This is a genomic window from Archangium primigenium, assembly GCF_016904885.1.
GTDB lineage: Bacteria > Myxococcota > Myxococcia > Myxococcales > Myxococcaceae > Cystobacter > Cystobacter primigenius.
The window spans coordinates 5,565,116-5,579,365 of sequence record NZ_JADWYI010000001.1; the positions used below are offsets into that span (position 1 = coordinate 5,565,116).

Genomic DNA, 14,250 nt, shown 5'->3' on the forward strand with positions numbered 1-14,250 from the left:
CGGCGACTTCCGTGACCCCGGGGGCGGAGAAGTTCTTGGTGATTCCCCGGGGTCTCGGGATAAGGGAGGCTTCACGTCGCGGGCGACGACCGGGCGCCGCGAATGGGAGGACGCCCATGGCGTCGACAACGCACGAGGACGCGCTACCACGGCTCATTCTCGACGCGCTCATCCACCCCCTCTTCTGGAAGGGCGTGGATCTGCGCTACCTCGGATGCAACCGCGCCTTCTCGCGGCTGGTGGGCCTGGAGCCCGAGGCCGTGGTGGGCCTGAGTGACGAGGAGCTGCCCTGGCGGGACGCGGCCGACGTCTTCCAGCGCATGGACCGCCGCGTGCTCGCCACGGGCCGGCCGGTCGAGGCCCTGGAGGAGCCCGTGCGCGACGCGGAGGGCCAGGAGCGCTGGACCCAGACGAACAAGACGCCGCTGGTGGACGAGCACGGCACCATCGTGGGCGTGCTCGGCTCGCTGGTGGACATCACCGCGCAGCGCGAGGAGCGGGTGCGGCGGCTGCGGCGCGCCCTGTCCGAGCGCGAGACGGCCAACCGGCTCCTGCGCGAGCAGGTCAGCGAGCGCGAGGCCATGGAGCGCGCCCTGGCCGAGAGCGAGCTGCGGCTGCGCACGGCGGTGCGGGGCGCGCACCTCATCCTCTGGTCCCTGGATCCCCAGGGCATCTTCACCTTCGTGGACGGCGGCGGCCTGGGCATGCTGGGGCTCCGGCCCGAGCAGATCGTGGGCGAGTCCTTCTTCGAGCTGTTCGCGGGCGAGCCCCAGGCGCTCAAACAGGCGCGCCTGGCGCTCACGGGCGTGAGCACCACGCAGGTGCTCACCATCGCGTCCGACATCCACTACGAGACGCGCTACACCCCGGTGCTCGACGAGCGGGGTCAGCTCACGGGCACCATCGGCCTGGCCATGGACGTGACGGAGCGCGTGCGCGCGCGCGCGCAACTGGAGCTGGAGCTGGAGCGCACGCGCGCGCAGCTCCTGCAGGTGGAGCGGCTGGCGACGCTGGGCACGCTGGCGGCCGGCGTGGGCCACGAGCTGCGCAACATCTCCACCGTGCTCAACAGCCTGCGCACCGCCTTCACCGAGTGGGCCCAGACCGGCGAGGCGCCCGACGCGGAGCTGCTCACGGAGCTCGGCTGGGCGTGCGAGCACGTGGCCACGCACGGCCATCACCTGATGAACCTGGGCCAGCCCGGCCAGACGAAGGTGGAGCGGGTGGACTTGCGCGAGCTGGTGCAGGGCGCGCTCAACATGCTGCGCACCGCGGGCACCCTGCGCCACGTGAACGTGTCCTTCCAGGGCCCCGCGCGCCCCGTGTGGACGGACGTGAGCCGCACCCGCGTGGAGCAGGTGCTCATCAACCTCTTGCGCAACGCCGCCGACGCCGTGGAGTCCGTGCGCGACCGGCCCACCGAGGTGCGCGTGTGCCTGCGCGAGGACCTGGCGCGCGGCGTGGCGCACTGCCACGTGGAGGACACCGGCGTGGGCATGACCGAGCAGGTACTCGCCTCCATCTTCGAGCCCTGGTTCACCACCAAGCCCCCCGACCGCGGTACAGGGTTGGGGCTGCCCGTGGTGCGCAACCTCCTGCGCGAGCTCGGGGGCGATCTCTCGGTGGAGAGCCAGCCGGGCCAGGGCAGCACCTTCTCCTTCCACCTGCCGCTCGCGCCGCCGCCTACCTGACGCTCGGGCACATCCCGGCTCGCGGCCGAGGGGGGTTGGACGTTATGACCCCCCTCCATGAGCCCCTCCCCCTCGCCCTTCCAAGAGCTGTGGTCTCCCGTCACGCGACAGAACCCCCTGCCCTTCTACGCGCGCCTGCGCCAGGAGGCGCCGGTGGTGCGGCTGGAGGATCCCCACTTCAAGCACCCCGTCTGGGTCGTCAGCCGCTACAAGGACGCGGTGGAGCTGTTGCGCGACCCGCGCTTCACCAAGAACGTGGACAAGCTGCCCGAGACGTCCCTGCACCGCCAGCGGCGCAATGACGCCATGGCCGCCATCAACAAGCACATGCTCATGGCGGATCCGCCGGATCACACCCGCCTGCGCACGCTCGTGTCCAAGGCCTTCACCCCGCGCCGGGTGGAGGAGCTGCGCCCGCGCGTCACCGCCATCACCGAGCGGCTGCTGGACACCCTCGAGCCCCAGGGCTCCGCGGATCTGCTCGACGCCTTCGCCTTCCCCCTGCCGGTGACGGTCATCGCGGAGATGCTCGGCGTGCCGGTGGAGGATCAGGACAAGTTCCAGGAGTGGACGAGCATCATCGTCAACCCGCCCGTGGACGGGAACATGGAGCCCTTGTTCGCGGCCGGCTTCCAGTTCATGCAGTACTTCCAGGCGCTCATGGAGAAGCGCCGGGGGGAGCCGCGCGAGGATCTGCTCTCGGCGCTCGTGTCCGTGGAGGAGCAAGGCGACCGGCTCTCGCCCCAGGAGCTCATCAGCATGCTGTTCCTGCTCCTGGTGGCCGGCCACGAGACGACGGTGAACCTCATCGGCAACGGCGTCTGGGCGCTCCTGCGCAACCCCGAGCAGCTCGAGCGGCTGCGCCGGGAGCCCGCCCTCATCGAGTCGGCGGTGGAGGAGATGCTGCGCTACCGCGGCCCGGTGGAGACGAGCACCCAGCGCTGGGCGCCCCAGGACGTGGAGTTCCGCGGCCAGGTGATTCCCGCGGGGGAGACGATCCTCGCCTCGCTGATGGCGGCCAACCACGATCCCGAGCAGTTCCCGGAGCCCGGGCGCTTCGACATCGCCCGCGAGCCCAACCGGCACATCGGCTTCGGCTTCGGCATCCACTTCTGCCTGGGCGCGCCGCTCGCGCGGCTGGAGGCCAACATCGCCATCCCCCTGCTGCTCCAGCGGCTGCCCCGGCTGCGGCTCGCCGTGGACGAGTCCGCGCTGAGCTGGCGCGAGGGCATCCTCGTGCACGGCATGAAGCAGCTGCCCGTGGCCTTCTGAGCGAAGTCAGAAGCGGATGCAGTCGAAGGTCTCGATGAGGGCCCTGAGCTCTTCGAGCGGGGCGTCGAGCCGTTGCGCCAGAACGGGCGCGTAATAGGTCAGGGCCCGGGTCTGCTCGGGATGGGTGTGAAGCTCATCCACGATGACGTCACCGACCAGGCCCGGCCACTTGACGCCTCGCAGTTCGGGGGCCCGCGCGATGGGCTCCAGGATGGTGAAGCAGGGCCAGCGGGGGAAGCGGAGGGTGGCGGGGTCGGACCCGATGATCCGGCAGGCGTCCAGTCGGGCCTCGGAGAAGTCGCAGGATTCGATGGACCCGACCGGAGCGACCGGCGAGCCTCCGTACTCAGGCCAGTGCCCGAAATCGCATCCCGTGAGCCGCCCCTTGAACCGGCAGCCCGTCAGCGACGCGGCCACCCAGGTCTGATGATTCTTCAGCTCCTGCTTCACCTCGAAGGTGCAGTCGATGAACCGCGTTCCGCCCAGGAACAGGTTCTTGCCGGGCACCTTGAGGACGACCGTGCAGTTGCGCAGGATCAGCCCCTCGCCCAGGAAATAGAGCGCGCCCTTATCAGTCAGCTCCAGACGCTCGTTCTCAATTTCCCGGCCTTGGTAGAAGACCTTGTCGTAGAGCATCGGCCGCCCTCTTCAGAAGGTGAGCATCCGGAAGAACTCGCCCGCCATCCGCCTGCCATGCCGCGCGAGGTTCGAGTCCGTTCCGGAGAGAATCTCGTACTTGTAGCCGCCAGGGACGTCCACATCGACTCCCTTGCCCCTGCTGAAGTTGTAGAGGTGCTGGAACTGCTCAGTACTTCCCCCGCCTCCTGGCCTCATCGATGGCCCGCTTCTCGGCACCCGACAGCCACCGGGCCTCCCACTGGTTCGCGGCCCGGGTGACGGCCTCCTGAAGCAGGTCCCCCACTTTGTCCTCGGCGGGAATGTCCGCGGCCGACCTGTCGCGGGGCAGGTGCCAGCGCTGGCCATCGCTGAGTTCCACCTGTCGGTTTCCGCCTCGGTGATGAATGACGGTTTCGGCGGAGCGGCCGCCGGTGGTCCTTCCCGCTCCACTGCCCGCCCTGTTCTTGAGCATCACCACGGCCAGGAGCCCCTGCGCCGAGGTGGCCACCGTCTCCACCGCGACGACCGCTCGCGCCAAGGCCCCGTCCGTCGTGAGCACCCCCTCCGCCCCCAGCACGGCGGCCCCTCCCTGCGCCTCGAAGCGTGCCCCCGCGAGGTCGAATCGAGGAAGAGTTCGCACCCGCGGCAGCACTTGACCCAGGGAGTGTCCGCCAAGGGCGGCCACGGCGAGAATCATGGCCCGGGCGGCGTCCTCACCCAGCGTCTTGCCGAACGAAGCGCCCGCCGCGCGCAACTCCTCGAAGGTGGTGGCATGGTGTGCCGCATCGGCCAGTCGGGCCCACCCGTCCATCAGTCCGTACACGGTCTCGAGGCCCAGGTAGCCCGTGAGGATGAGGGTCAAGCTGGCCGCGACGGCCTTCATGGTCGGCTCGGGGACGACCCACATCATGCAAGAGGGCCACTGTCCAGACCACCATGGAGACGAGTCTCGGCACGTCCAGCAGCTCATGCTTGAGCGCCTCGTGCGTCTCGTCGAGGACGCCTCCGAGGGCCAGGGCCAAGGCGAACGTGCGCCGGTCGTCCGCGCGCAAGTAGGGCGCATCGTCCAGCAGCCCCAGGCAGTCACCTCCGCCCTGGCGTGCACACCACTTCACGTACCGCTCCCTCAGGGCTTCTTCTGCCTGGGGCACGAGGACGATGGCGCCGTCCTGGCATTCGGGAATCCAGGTGAGGGCCTGCACCACCTCCACGGGCGAGCCGCGTACGGTACGTCATCGCGCCATTCTTCAGGACCCGCCGTGGGCACGTCCAGGTGAGCATCCGCTACACTGGCGGCCATGCAGAGCAAGGCCACCACTGTCGACCAGTACCTCGCGGCGCTTCCCGAGGAGCGCCGCGCGGTGCTCTCCGCCGTGCGCGACGTCATCCGCGCCCACCTCGATGCGGACTACCAGGAGGGCATGCAGTACGGGATGATCGGCTACTTCGTCCCGCACTCGGTCTTCCCGGCGGGCTACCACACCGATCCCCGCCAGCCCCTGCCCTTCGCGGCACTCGCCTCGCAGAAGAGCCACATGGCCCTCTACCTGATGGGCGTCTACGGCCAGCCCGAGCAGGAGCGGTGGTTTCGCGACGCCTGGGCCAAGACGGGCAAGAAGCTCGACATGGGCAAGTCGTGCGTGCGCTTCAAGACGCTCGACCACGTGGCGCTCGACGTGATCGCCGAGGCCATCCGCCGCACGCCCGCCTCCGCGTACATCGCGCACTACACGTCCGTCATCCGGCCCGCCCCGAAGGCGAAGGCGCCGACCGCGGCGAAGAAGACGGCCGCCAAGAAGACGGCCGTGGTGAAGAAGACCGCCGCGGTGAAGAAGACGGCCGCCAAGAAGCGCGCGTAACCCTTCTAGTAATACGTCGTCGAGCCGTCCTTCATCACGCAGGCCCCGTCCTGCGTGGGATTGCCCACGGTGCGCACGAGCTCGGTGCCGGAGACCGGCAGCCGTCGGCCCTCGAGCTCCGAGCCGATGGTGCGCACGAGCAGGTGCTTGAGCAGCTGCACCTGGTAGCAGGGGATGTGCGGCTCCTCGTGCGCGTCGCCCACGCCCGAGTCGTCGGTGAGGAAGAGGTAGCGGCCCCGGGTGTGCTGCGCCGCGAGCCGCATCTGATACTCCGCCACGCTCGACACCCCACTGGCCGCCACCGGATACACCTTGATGCCCGCGCGCCGCGCGGCCCCGGCCGTTCCCAGGAAGGCCTCGTGCTTGTCCACGTGCGTGGGCGCGTCCGCCATCAGGAACAGCAGCCGCGCGGTGTTGCCGGTGCGCCAGGACAGCTTCACGCCCTCCTCCAGGCCCCGATCCATCGCCTCGGGGTAGTCCCCGCCCCCGTCCGCCGACTGCGCGTCCAGCCGCAGGCGCAGCGTCGCCACGTTGGAGGTGAAGTCGAAGCGGCGCACCACGTAGTCGTCGCCCGTGTCCCGGTAGAACACCAGGCCATAGCGCACCGCCACCTGGGGAAAGCGCTCGCCCAGCGTGTTGGCGATCTCCTGGATCTCCGCCTTCAGGTAGGCCAGCTCGTCCGTCATGCTGCCCGTGGTGTCCACCACGAAGGCCACGTCCAGCTCCGTGGGCGGCGCGGCCTCCACGCCCGGCAGCGTCACGTCCCAGGCCTTCCCCCCCTCCACCGCCGTGGTGATGGGCGCGCCCTCACGTCCCGCTGGCGGCGACACCGTCACCGCGAAGGCCTCGCCCGCCGAGGCCCCATCGTGCGTGGGCAGGAACAACACCCGGCCGTCCGAGGCCGTGGGCCCCTCGAAGCGCGACTGGCCGCCGCCCGTCACCTGGACGCGGGCATTGGACACCGGCCGCCCCGCCTCGTCGCGCACGGTGAGCACCACCCGGTCCGCGACGGGCGGCGCCCGCAGCCCCAGCTCCGTGGAGGCCTGGAGGTACTTCTGGAAGAAGTCGAAGTTGAGGTTGTCGTCCCAGTCCCCCGCGGTGAGCTGTCCCGCCGAGGGCTGCCGGGGCACCTCTCCCGGCGGAGACTCCGGGGCGCTCATGGGCGGCACGCCGCCCTCGCCCATGTCTCCCCGGGAGGGCGCGCCTCCCATGCCACAGGCCGACAACAGCACCAGACCCAACCACGGAGCACACCAGGCGAGCGGGGACATTTTCATGCCCCGCCGCTCTGCAAGCCCCTTGCCTCCCGTGCGCTCCCCGAGGCGCCTCCTCGGAGCGCACCCGGGGCCGGAGGGGGCCGCCCGGGTAGCGCCTCACGGAAAACCAGGGCACCCCTGTCAGGGCCGTCCTAGATGGAGGGCGTCTGGGGGGACGGCACGGGGAGCATCATCACCGGCGGCACGCCCTTGAGCTTGTCGGGGCGCATGAGCTCGGGGCGCATGTCCGGGCTCACCTTGCCCGTCATGTCGTTGAGCTGGCCCATCAGGTGCCACTGGCCCAGGCCCTGGCCGTTGTGCGGCGGCCGGTACTGCGCGAAGGCGGTGGCGCCCGCGAGATCCTGACCATTGCCCGTCTTGTGCGAGTAGTCCTGGGGCCCGAAGGTCGCCGCGGGCGACAGGTGCGGCTTGTCCCGCAGGAAGTCGGTGAGCTCCTGCTGCCCGTTCTTCGAGTAGTTCGCGTGGTGCAGGAACGACAGCGACTGGTCGCGCGAGTCGTGCAGCGCATGGACCGCGCAGCCGTTGAGCTGCCCGGTGACGAGCAGCTTGGGATCGTTGGGACCGGGGTGCTGGGGCACGCCCTGCAGGCCGGCGAAGCGGCCCGAGCCCTCGGGCAGGTAGTCCAGGTAGTAGGCCGGCGTGCCCTTTCCGCCCGCGGGCGACAGGTGCATGTTGGCGTTGCCGCCCGGCCGCTGGTGTACCGAGAGCGTGGCGATGGAATCCGACGCGGGCACGAAGGGCTGCTGGGCCGTGGCCGCCGGGATGCCCGCGGGCCGCTGCGTGTTCTGGATGTTGAGGACGTTGTCCTTCTGGCCCGCGAACTTCATCGGATCCTGCGCGAAGGGCGTGGTGACGTCCTTGCCTCCGGGCGGTTTGGCCTGGGGCTGGGCCACCGGCGCGGAGGAGGCCGGCGGGCGCGTGCTGAAGCCGTCCCGGGGCGGCGCGGTGGGCGCGGCGGTGGGCGGCGCCTTGGGCGTCTCGGTGGGCTTGGGCTTCGCCTCGACCGGCGGCGGCTTCGGGGTGTCGATGGACGGCGGACGCGACGCGCCGCCGAGCTTCGGGCCTTTCATCTTCATGGGGCACCTCTCCAGACGGGGGTTGAACAGGTGCCGCCCAGCTTACGTCAAAACGTGGGCGCTACACCGTGACGACAATCTTCCCGAAGTGGGCGCCCGCCTCCATGTGCGCGAGCGCCTCGGGCGCCTGGTCGAAGGGGAAGACGCGGTCCACGACGGGCTGAATGCGGTGCTGGGTGAGGAAGCGGTTCATGTCCTCGAACATGGCGCGGCTGCCCACGAAGATGTTCCGCACGCGGAGGTTCTTGGCTTCCGAGAGTTTGGGATCCACCTGGGCCCAGCTGCCCGACAAGAGGCCGATGAGCGCGATGTGGCCGCCGGCGCGCGTGGCCCGCACGGAATGGGGGAACGTCTCCACGCCGCCCACCTCCAGCACATGGTCCACGCCCTGCCCGCCGGTGCGCGCCAGGACGGGCTCCTCCCAGTTGGGCGTCTTCTTGTAGTTGAACAGCTCGTCGGCGCCGAGCTGACGCGCCCGCTCGAGCTTGGCGTCCTGGCTGGAGGTGGCGAGCACTCGCGCGCCCGCATGGTGGGCGAACTGGAGCGCGAAGATGGACACCCCGCCCGTGCCCTGCACCAGCACCGTCTGCCCCGCCTTCAGGCCCCCTTGCGCGAAGAGCGCGTGCCACACGGTGAGCGCCGCGCACGGCAGCGTGGCGGCCTCCTCGAAGGACAGGTGCGCGGGAACGGGCACGAGCGCCTCGGCCCCGGCCACGACGAACTCGGCCAGCACGCCGTCCACGTCTCCGGCGCCCAGGGCGCGCAGCTCCGGGCGCGGCGGGGACTCGCCGTCCGTCCAGTTCTGGAAGAAGGTGGGCATCACCCGATCGCCCGGCTTCACCCGGGTGACCCCCGCCCCCACGGCCACCACCTCGCCCGCGCCATCCGACGTGGGGACAATGGGCCGGGTGCCGCCGGGCGCCGCCCCGTACTGGCCCCGCTTGACGAGCACGTCCCGGTAGTTGAGCGACACCGCGCGCATGCGCACGAGCACCTCGCCCGGACCGGGCTGGGGCGTGGGGCGCTCCACCTTCACCCAGTCCTGCCGGTCGCCGGTCCTGCGCAGCTCATAGGCCTTCATTCGGACGCTCCTGTTCGTGAGGGTCATGCGGGGGGATAAACGCGGACCGCCACTTAAGTGGGAGCCCGGCGGGCCCGCCAGCGAATCGCCCGGTCCGGCGCCGCGAGTGTCCGCCCCTCGCCATCCGGGCCCCCGAGCCAATCATGTCTGCCTTTGACGCATGGCCCACCGTCCAGGGACGCCCCATCCCGCGGCCGTCTTGTCGCTCCTTCCTGGAAGCGGTGCCCCCTGTCGCTGGGCTAACCTCCCGGGGGCTCGCTGTCCGGGAGGATCCCCATGGGCTGTTGCCACTACGACTCCGTCGCGCCCGGGTGTGACTCGGCCTTCACCGTGGACGCCTCGCGCGTCACCTTTGGCCGGGGCTGTCTGCGCGAGGTGGGCACGCGGGCCCGGGCGCTCGGCATGCGGCGCGTGGCCCTGTTCTCCGACGCGCGCGTGGCCCGGCTGCCCGTGTTCCAGACGGTGCTCGACGCGCTCCGGGCCGCGGGCCTGGACGTGGTGCCCTACACGGACGTGCGCGTGGAGCCCACGGACGCCTCCTTCCAGCACGCGGCGCGCTTCGCCACCGAGCTCCAGCCGGACGGGTACGTGTCCCTCGGGGGCGGCTCGGTCATCGACACCTGCAAGGCGGCCAACCTCTACGCCACCCACCCCGCGGACTTCCTCGCCTACGTGAACGCCCCCGTGGGCGAGGGGCGCGCGGTGCCCGGGCCCCTGAGGCCCCACCTGGCATGCCCCACCACCTCGGGCACCGGCAGCGAGGTCACCGGCATCACCATCTTCGACCTCGTGTCCCTGCACGCCAAGACGGGCATCGCCTCGCCGCTGTTGCGCCCGAGCGAGGCCCTCATCGATCCGGACTGCACCGACACCCTGCCCGCGGAAGTCACGGCCGCCAGCGGCATGGACGTGCTGTCCCACGCGCTCGAGTCCTACACGGCGCGGCCCTACACGCGCCGGCCCGTGGGCCCCGGCCCCCGTCCGCTGAGCCAGGGCGCCAACCCCTGGAGCGACCTGGGGTGCCGCGAGGCCCTGCGGCTCATGGGCCTGTACCTGGAGCGCGCGGTGAAGGACGCGGGGGACCGGGAGGCGCGCGAGCAGGTGATGTGGGCGGCGACGCTCGCGGGCATCGCCTTCGGCAACGCGGGGGTGCACGTGCCCCACGCCATGGCCTACGCGGTGGCCGGAGGCGTGCGGGACTTCCGGCCCTCGGGCTATCCCCCGGACGCGCCCCTGGTGCCGCATGGCCTGGCCGTCATCCTCAACGCCCCCGCCGTGTTCCGCTACACCGCGGCCACGAGCCCCGAGCGGCACCTGGAGGCCGCGGGCTGGCTGGGCGCGGACGTGCGGGGCGCCTCGGCGTCGGACGCGGGCGAGGTGCTGGCCACGCGGCTCTCGCACCTCATGCGCGCGGTGGGCCTGCCCGCGGACTTGAGGGGCGTGGGCTACACCGAGGCGGACCTGGACGCGCTCACCCACGGCACCCTGCCCCAGCAGCGCCTGCTCCAGAACGCGCCCCGCGAGATGACGCGGCCAGTGCTCACCGAGCTGTTCCGCCAGGCGCTGCACGCCCCTTGAAACCGGAAGGACGCTCCCCCATGGCCGACACGGAAACCCTCGATCGCTACCGCTACGTGCTGCCCATCACCACGCGGTGGATGGACAACGACGCCTACGGGCACATCAACAACGTCACCTACTACAGCTACTTCGACACGGTGGCCAACCACTACCTCATCCACGAGGGCGGCCTGGACATCCACACGGGCCCCGTCATCGGTCTGGTGGTGGAGTCGCGGTGCACCTACCGCGCGCCCCTCGCCTACCCCGACGCGCTCCGGGCGGGCCTGCGCGTGGACAAACTGGGCAACCGCTCGGTGACCTACGGCATCGCCATCTTCAAGGAGGGCGAGTCCCAGGCGGCCGCCCACGGCACCTTCGTGCACGTCTTCGTGGACCGGCACTCGCGCAAGGCCACCCCCATGCCCGAGCGCTTGCGCGCGGCGCTCGAGCGGCTCGTGCTGGAGCGCGTCATGCCCGAAGGTGTGAAGTAGTCGCCCTTCGCCGTGATCGCTTGAGGACACTCCACGCGCGGTCCGTTTTCCGCGTCCATGGGAGCGCAGGACACTGGCCGGGCGTGTGACCCCTCATCGCCTTCGCGAGGTGCATCCATGAAAGCGTTCACGTGGCTGGCCGTGCTCGTCTCGAGCGGCGCGGCCCTGGCGGCGCAACCCGAGCCCGTGCCGAAGCTGCCCCTCGGGGTCTCGGCCACCCTCTACGCGCTGTCCGTCCCCGCCGCGCACCGTCCCACCCCCGCGCGCATCGCCCTGGGCGACAAGCTCTTCAACGACAAGCGCCTGAGCGCCGATGACTCGGTGAGCTGCGCCACGTGTCACGATCCCCAGCGCGCCTTCACCGACGGCAAGGCGCGCTCGGTGGGCATCAAGAACCAGGTGGGCAAGCGCAACAGCCCCACCGTGCTCAACGCCCTCTTCAACGCCACCCAGTTCTGGGATGGCCGCTCGGGCACGCTCGAGGAGCAGGCGGTGCTGCCCATCATCAACCCCATCGAGATGGGCATGCCGGACCTGGACGCCGTGGTGGCCAAGGTGAAGGGCATCCCCGAGTACGCGAGCGCGTTTCGCGACGTGTACGGCCGCGAGGTGACGGCGGAGGACCTGGCCTCGGCGCTGGCCGCCTTCGAGCGCACGCAGTTCTCCGGCAACGCGCGCTTCGACCGCTTCCTCGCCGGCGAGTCCAACGCCCTGAGTGCCTCGGAGAAGCGCGGCTGGGCGCTGTTCAACGGCAAGGCGCGCTGCAACAGCTGCCACGCGGGCAACGCCGTGTCCCCGCTGTTCTCCGATCAGAAGTTCCACAACATCGGCATCGCCGCGCACGCGCACGACTTCCCCAAGCTCGCCGGCGAGGCCCTGCGCGTGGTGCGCACCGGCGACGCCAAGCAGATCGACGAGCTGGCGCTGCAGACGGACCTGTCGGAGATGGGCCGCTTCCTCGTCACCAAGAACGAGAACGACATTGGCGGCTTCAAGACCCCCACCCTGCGCAACGTGGGCGTCACCGGGCCCTACATGCATGACGGCTCGCTCGCCACGCTGTGGGACGTGATGGACCACTACAACAAGGGCGGCGTGCCCAACCCCTACCTGGACGGCGGCATGCAGCGGCTCGGGCTCACCGAGCCGGAGATCGACGACGTGGTGGCGTTCCTCTTCGCGCTCACGTCCACGGACCTGTCCGCCCTGGAGAAGAAGGAGCTGACCGCCCAGCGCGCGCGCAAGAACAAGCGCCCCGAGCGCGACACCGCCGCGGCGCTCGGCCAGAAGGGCAACCTGGGCGACATCGGCGTCACGCCGGACCTGGCCGTCGAGAACCCCGCCGCGCGCGGCTTCTATGGACCCGTTGGCGCCTCGAAGGAGAACTGAGCCATGAAGCGCTTCAAGAGCATCGAGACCAGGCATCACGAGGAGCGCGACGCCTTCTTCGACGGGCTGCGCAAGCTCGACCGGCGCGGCTTCATGAAGCTCGCGGGCCTGTCCGCGGGCATCGTCGCCGCCAAGGGCCTCATCACCCCCCAGAGCTTCCAGCTCGTCAGCGTGGCGGACGCGGCCCCGGCCGCGAAGCCCCGCTTCACCTTCGCGTACATCTCCGACGCGCACCTGTACAAGAAGGACCTCAACGACCGCTTCGTGCGCTCCATCCTGCGCGCGGTGGACGACGTGAACCGCCTGGATCCCCAGCCGGACTTCGTCCTCTTCGGGGGGGATCTGGCGCAGTTGGGCAAGAAGGAGGAGCTGGACCTGGGCAAGGAGCTGCTCAAGTCGGTGAAGGCCCCGGTGAAGATGATGGTGGGCGAGCACGACTGGTTCCTCGACATGGGCGAGCACTGGCGCGCGCTCTTCGGCGCCCCCCAGTACTCCTTCGATCACAAGGGCGTGCACTTCGTCACGCTCATGAGCGTGAACGAGAAGGACTTCTGGACCGAGCGCGGCATGACGCCCGAGGAGCGCATGCAGACGGTGGCGGGCCTGGACAACGGGCTCCAGTCGCGCTTCGAGGTGGGGGCCGCCGGCCGCGAGTGGCTCAAGCAGGACCTGGCCAAGGTCGACAAGAAGACGCCCCTCATCGTCTTCAGCCACTCGCCGCTCTACAAGTACTACCGGCCGTGGAACTTCTGGACGGAGGACGCGGACGACGTCCAGGCGCTGCTCAAGCCCTTCGAGAACGTGACCGTCATCCACGGCCACACGCACCAGATGCTCAGCAACCAGATCGGCAACATCCAGTTCCACGGGATGCTGTCCACCGCCTGGCCGTGGCCCTACGCCCCCGAGGGCCTGCCCTCGCTCACCGTGCAGATGAACCGCGCGGACCCGTTCAGCAACTTCGACGGCTGCGGCAACGGCCGCTTCGACGTGCTCGCCGCGGGCCTGGCCGACTCGCTCTACAACCTGTGGGATCGCGATCCCGTCTCCGTCCGCTCCAGCTACCTCGCCTCCCACGGCAAGAAGGATCGCCCGGCGGCCACCAAGCTCCCGTCCTACTAAGGAGACTCCTCCCATGAACGCGCGCAAGACCCTTGGAATCGCGGCGCTCGGCGCCCTGGGCCTGTCACTCGGGGCCGCGTCCGCGGCGGACACGAAGCCCCCCGCTCCGGCGAAGCACGAGGTGCCCCGCTCGGCGGACGGCAACGTGGTGGTCGCCCTGTGCGATGGCCAGACGACGCTCGAGGTGAAGGGCGTGAAGGATCCGGCGGCCATCGACCGGACCCAGGCCCAGGCCATCTCGGACCGGCTCATGGCCGAGTGGCACCGCAAGAACCCCCAGGCGAACTGGGACCCCGTGCCGGTGAAGGTGGCGCTGGCCCAGAAGCCCGCGGCGCCCAACCCGCCCACGCCCCCGCCGGCGAGCAAGGCCCCGGCCACGCCCGGAGGCGACAGCGCGGCCTCGGACGCGGCGGCGGTGGGCCAGAAGCAAGGCGAGGCGGTGCAGTCGGGCCACACCTACGGGGCGTACAGCGCCCGGGACGAGGCGCTGTGGAAGGCCTCCGCCGAGCAGATGGTGACCGAGGGCCACCGGGTGTTCCACGACGCCAAGTCCCTGGGCAGCACGGTGGCGGTGTCCTGCGACATGTGCCACCCGGACGCGGCCAACACCCACCCGGAGACCTACCCGAAGTACCAGGTGCAGCTGGGCCGCACGGCGCTCCTGCGCGACATGATCAACTGGTGCATCGAGAACCCCGTGCGCGGCAAGCCCATGGCCGAGGATGACCCGCGCATGAAGGCCATGGAGGCCTACATCCTCGCGCAGCGCAAGGGCGTGAAGCTCGAGTACGGCAAGCACTGAGCGTTCCGC

12 protein-coding genes and 1 pseudogene are annotated in these 14,250 nt (G+C 70.5%); 8 read left to right on the forward strand and 5 right to left on the reverse strand.

Features of this window, described 5'->3' with window-relative positions; translation table 11 throughout:
• Positions 1-116 precede the first annotated feature (116 nt).
• On the forward strand, positions 117-1,691 hold the full coding sequence (locus I3V78_RS22775) for a PAS domain-containing sensor histidine kinase (protein WP_204490559.1): 1,575 nt from the start codon (positions 117-119) through the stop codon (positions 1,689-1,691).
• 57 nt (positions 1,692-1,748) lie between these two features.
• A complete protein-coding gene (locus tag I3V78_RS22780) occupies positions 1,749-2,963 on the forward strand; it encodes a cytochrome P450 family protein (RefSeq protein WP_204490560.1) in 1,215 nt (404 codons plus the stop codon).
• A gap of 6 nt (positions 2,964-2,969) precedes the next feature.
• Here I3V78_RS22780 and I3V78_RS22785 read toward each other — a convergent pair whose 3' ends face one another.
• Both I3V78_RS22785 and sitA5 read right to left on the reverse strand, forming a co-directional pair.
• Positions 2,970-3,599: a hypothetical protein gene (locus I3V78_RS22785; RefSeq protein WP_204490561.1), complete on the reverse strand. Its 630-nt coding sequence runs from the start codon at positions 3,597-3,599 to the stop codon at positions 2,970-2,972.
• A 12-nt stretch (positions 3,600-3,611) separates the two neighbouring features.
• Positions 3,612-4,780, reverse strand: a pseudogene (gene sitA5, locus I3V78_RS40460) (SitA5 family polymorphic toxin); the annotation flags it as partial.
• A gap of 99 nt (positions 4,781-4,879) precedes the next feature.
• Between sitA5 and I3V78_RS22795 the strand changes: the two are divergent.
• A complete protein-coding gene (locus I3V78_RS22795) occupies positions 4,880-5,440 on the forward strand; it encodes a DUF1801 domain-containing protein (protein WP_204490562.1) in 561 nt (186 codons plus the stop codon).
• A gap of 5 nt (positions 5,441-5,445) precedes the next feature.
• Here I3V78_RS22795 and I3V78_RS22800 read toward each other — a convergent pair whose 3' ends face one another.
• The 3 genes from I3V78_RS22800 to I3V78_RS22810 all read right to left on the reverse strand — a co-directional run bounded on the left by I3V78_RS22800 (position 5,446) and on the right by I3V78_RS22810 (position 8,874).
• On the reverse strand, positions 5,446-6,717 hold the full coding sequence (locus I3V78_RS22800; protein ID WP_204490563.1) for a vWA domain-containing protein: 1,272 nt from the start codon (positions 6,715-6,717) through the stop codon (positions 5,446-5,448).
• Between the two features lie 131 nt (positions 6,718-6,848).
• Positions 6,849-7,793, reverse strand: coding sequence for a hypothetical protein (locus I3V78_RS22805; RefSeq protein ID WP_239576538.1), 945 nt, complete (start codon positions 7,791-7,793; stop codon positions 6,849-6,851).
• Positions 7,794-7,854: 61 nt separating this feature from the next.
• Positions 7,855-8,874: a zinc-dependent alcohol dehydrogenase family protein gene (locus I3V78_RS22810; protein WP_204490564.1), complete on the reverse strand. Its 1,020-nt coding sequence runs from the start codon at positions 8,872-8,874 to the stop codon at positions 7,855-7,857.
• 276 nt (positions 8,875-9,150) lie between these two features.
• Between I3V78_RS22810 and I3V78_RS22815 the strand changes: the two genes are divergently transcribed.
• The 5 genes from I3V78_RS22815 to I3V78_RS39390 all read left to right on the forward strand — a co-directional run bounded on the left by I3V78_RS22815 (position 9,151) and on the right by I3V78_RS39390 (position 14,241).
• Positions 9,151-10,452 carry a hydroxyacid-oxoacid transhydrogenase gene (locus I3V78_RS22815; protein ID WP_204490565.1) on the forward strand — a complete coding sequence of 434 codons (1,302 nt, stop codon included), beginning with the start codon at positions 9,151-9,153 and terminating at the stop codon, positions 10,450-10,452.
• 20 nt (positions 10,453-10,472) lie between these two features.
• Positions 10,473-10,928, forward strand: coding sequence for an acyl-CoA thioesterase (locus I3V78_RS22820; RefSeq protein ID WP_204490566.1), 456 nt, complete (start codon positions 10,473-10,475; stop codon positions 10,926-10,928).
• A 117-nt stretch (positions 10,929-11,045) separates the two neighbouring features.
• Positions 11,046-12,317, forward strand: a complete 1,272-nt coding sequence (locus I3V78_RS22825; protein WP_204490567.1) for a cytochrome-c peroxidase — start codon at positions 11,046-11,048, stop codon at positions 12,315-12,317.
• A gap of 3 nt (positions 12,318-12,320) precedes the next feature.
• Positions 12,321-13,439: a metallophosphoesterase family protein gene (locus I3V78_RS22830; protein ID WP_204490568.1), complete on the forward strand. Its 1,119-nt coding sequence runs from the start codon at positions 12,321-12,323 to the stop codon at positions 13,437-13,439.
• A gap of 13 nt (positions 13,440-13,452) precedes the next feature.
• Positions 13,453-14,241, forward strand: a complete 789-nt coding sequence (locus I3V78_RS39390) for a c-type cytochrome (protein WP_239576539.1) — start codon at positions 13,453-13,455, stop codon at positions 14,239-14,241.
• Positions 14,242-14,250: the final 9 nt, after the last annotated feature.

Bases quoted from the DNA above. Each gene is read 5' to 3' on its own strand.
- I3V78_RS22775 (WP_204490559.1), top strand. From the start codon at position 117: ATGGCGTCGACAACGCACGAGGACGCGCTACCACGGCTCATTCTCGAC.
- I3V78_RS22810 (WP_204490564.1), bottom strand. From the start codon at position 8,874: ATGAAGGCCTATGAGCTGCGCAGGACCGGCGACCGGCAGGACTGGGTG.
- I3V78_RS22830 (WP_204490568.1), top strand. From the start codon at position 12,321: ATGAAGCGCTTCAAGAGCATCGAGACCAGGCATCACGAGGAGCGCGAC.
- I3V78_RS22815 (WP_204490565.1), top strand. From the start codon at position 9,151: ATGGGCTGTTGCCACTACGACTCCGTCGCGCCCGGGTGTGACTCGGCC.
- I3V78_RS22800 (WP_204490563.1), bottom strand. From the start codon at position 6,717: ATGAAAATGTCCCCGCTCGCCTGGTGTGCTCCGTGGTTGGGTCTGGTG.
- I3V78_RS22825 (WP_204490567.1), top strand. From the start codon at position 11,046: ATGAAAGCGTTCACGTGGCTGGCCGTGCTCGTCTCGAGCGGCGCGGCC.
- I3V78_RS22805 (WP_239576538.1), bottom strand. From the start codon at position 7,793: ATGAAGATGAAAGGCCCGAAGCTCGGCGGCGCGTCGCGTCCGCCGTCC.
- I3V78_RS39390 (WP_239576539.1), top strand. From the start codon at position 13,453: ATGAACGCGCGCAAGACCCTTGGAATCGCGGCGCTCGGCGCCCTGGGC.
- I3V78_RS22820 (WP_204490566.1), top strand. From the start codon at position 10,473: ATGGCCGACACGGAAACCCTCGATCGCTACCGCTACGTGCTGCCCATC.
- I3V78_RS22780 (WP_204490560.1), top strand. From the start codon at position 1,749: ATGAGCCCCTCCCCCTCGCCCTTCCAAGAGCTGTGGTCTCCCGTCACG.
- I3V78_RS22785 (WP_204490561.1), bottom strand. From the start codon at position 3,599: ATGCTCTACGACAAGGTCTTCTACCAAGGCCGGGAAATTGAGAACGAG.
- I3V78_RS22795 (WP_204490562.1), top strand. From the start codon at position 4,880: ATGCAGAGCAAGGCCACCACTGTCGACCAGTACCTCGCGGCGCTTCCC.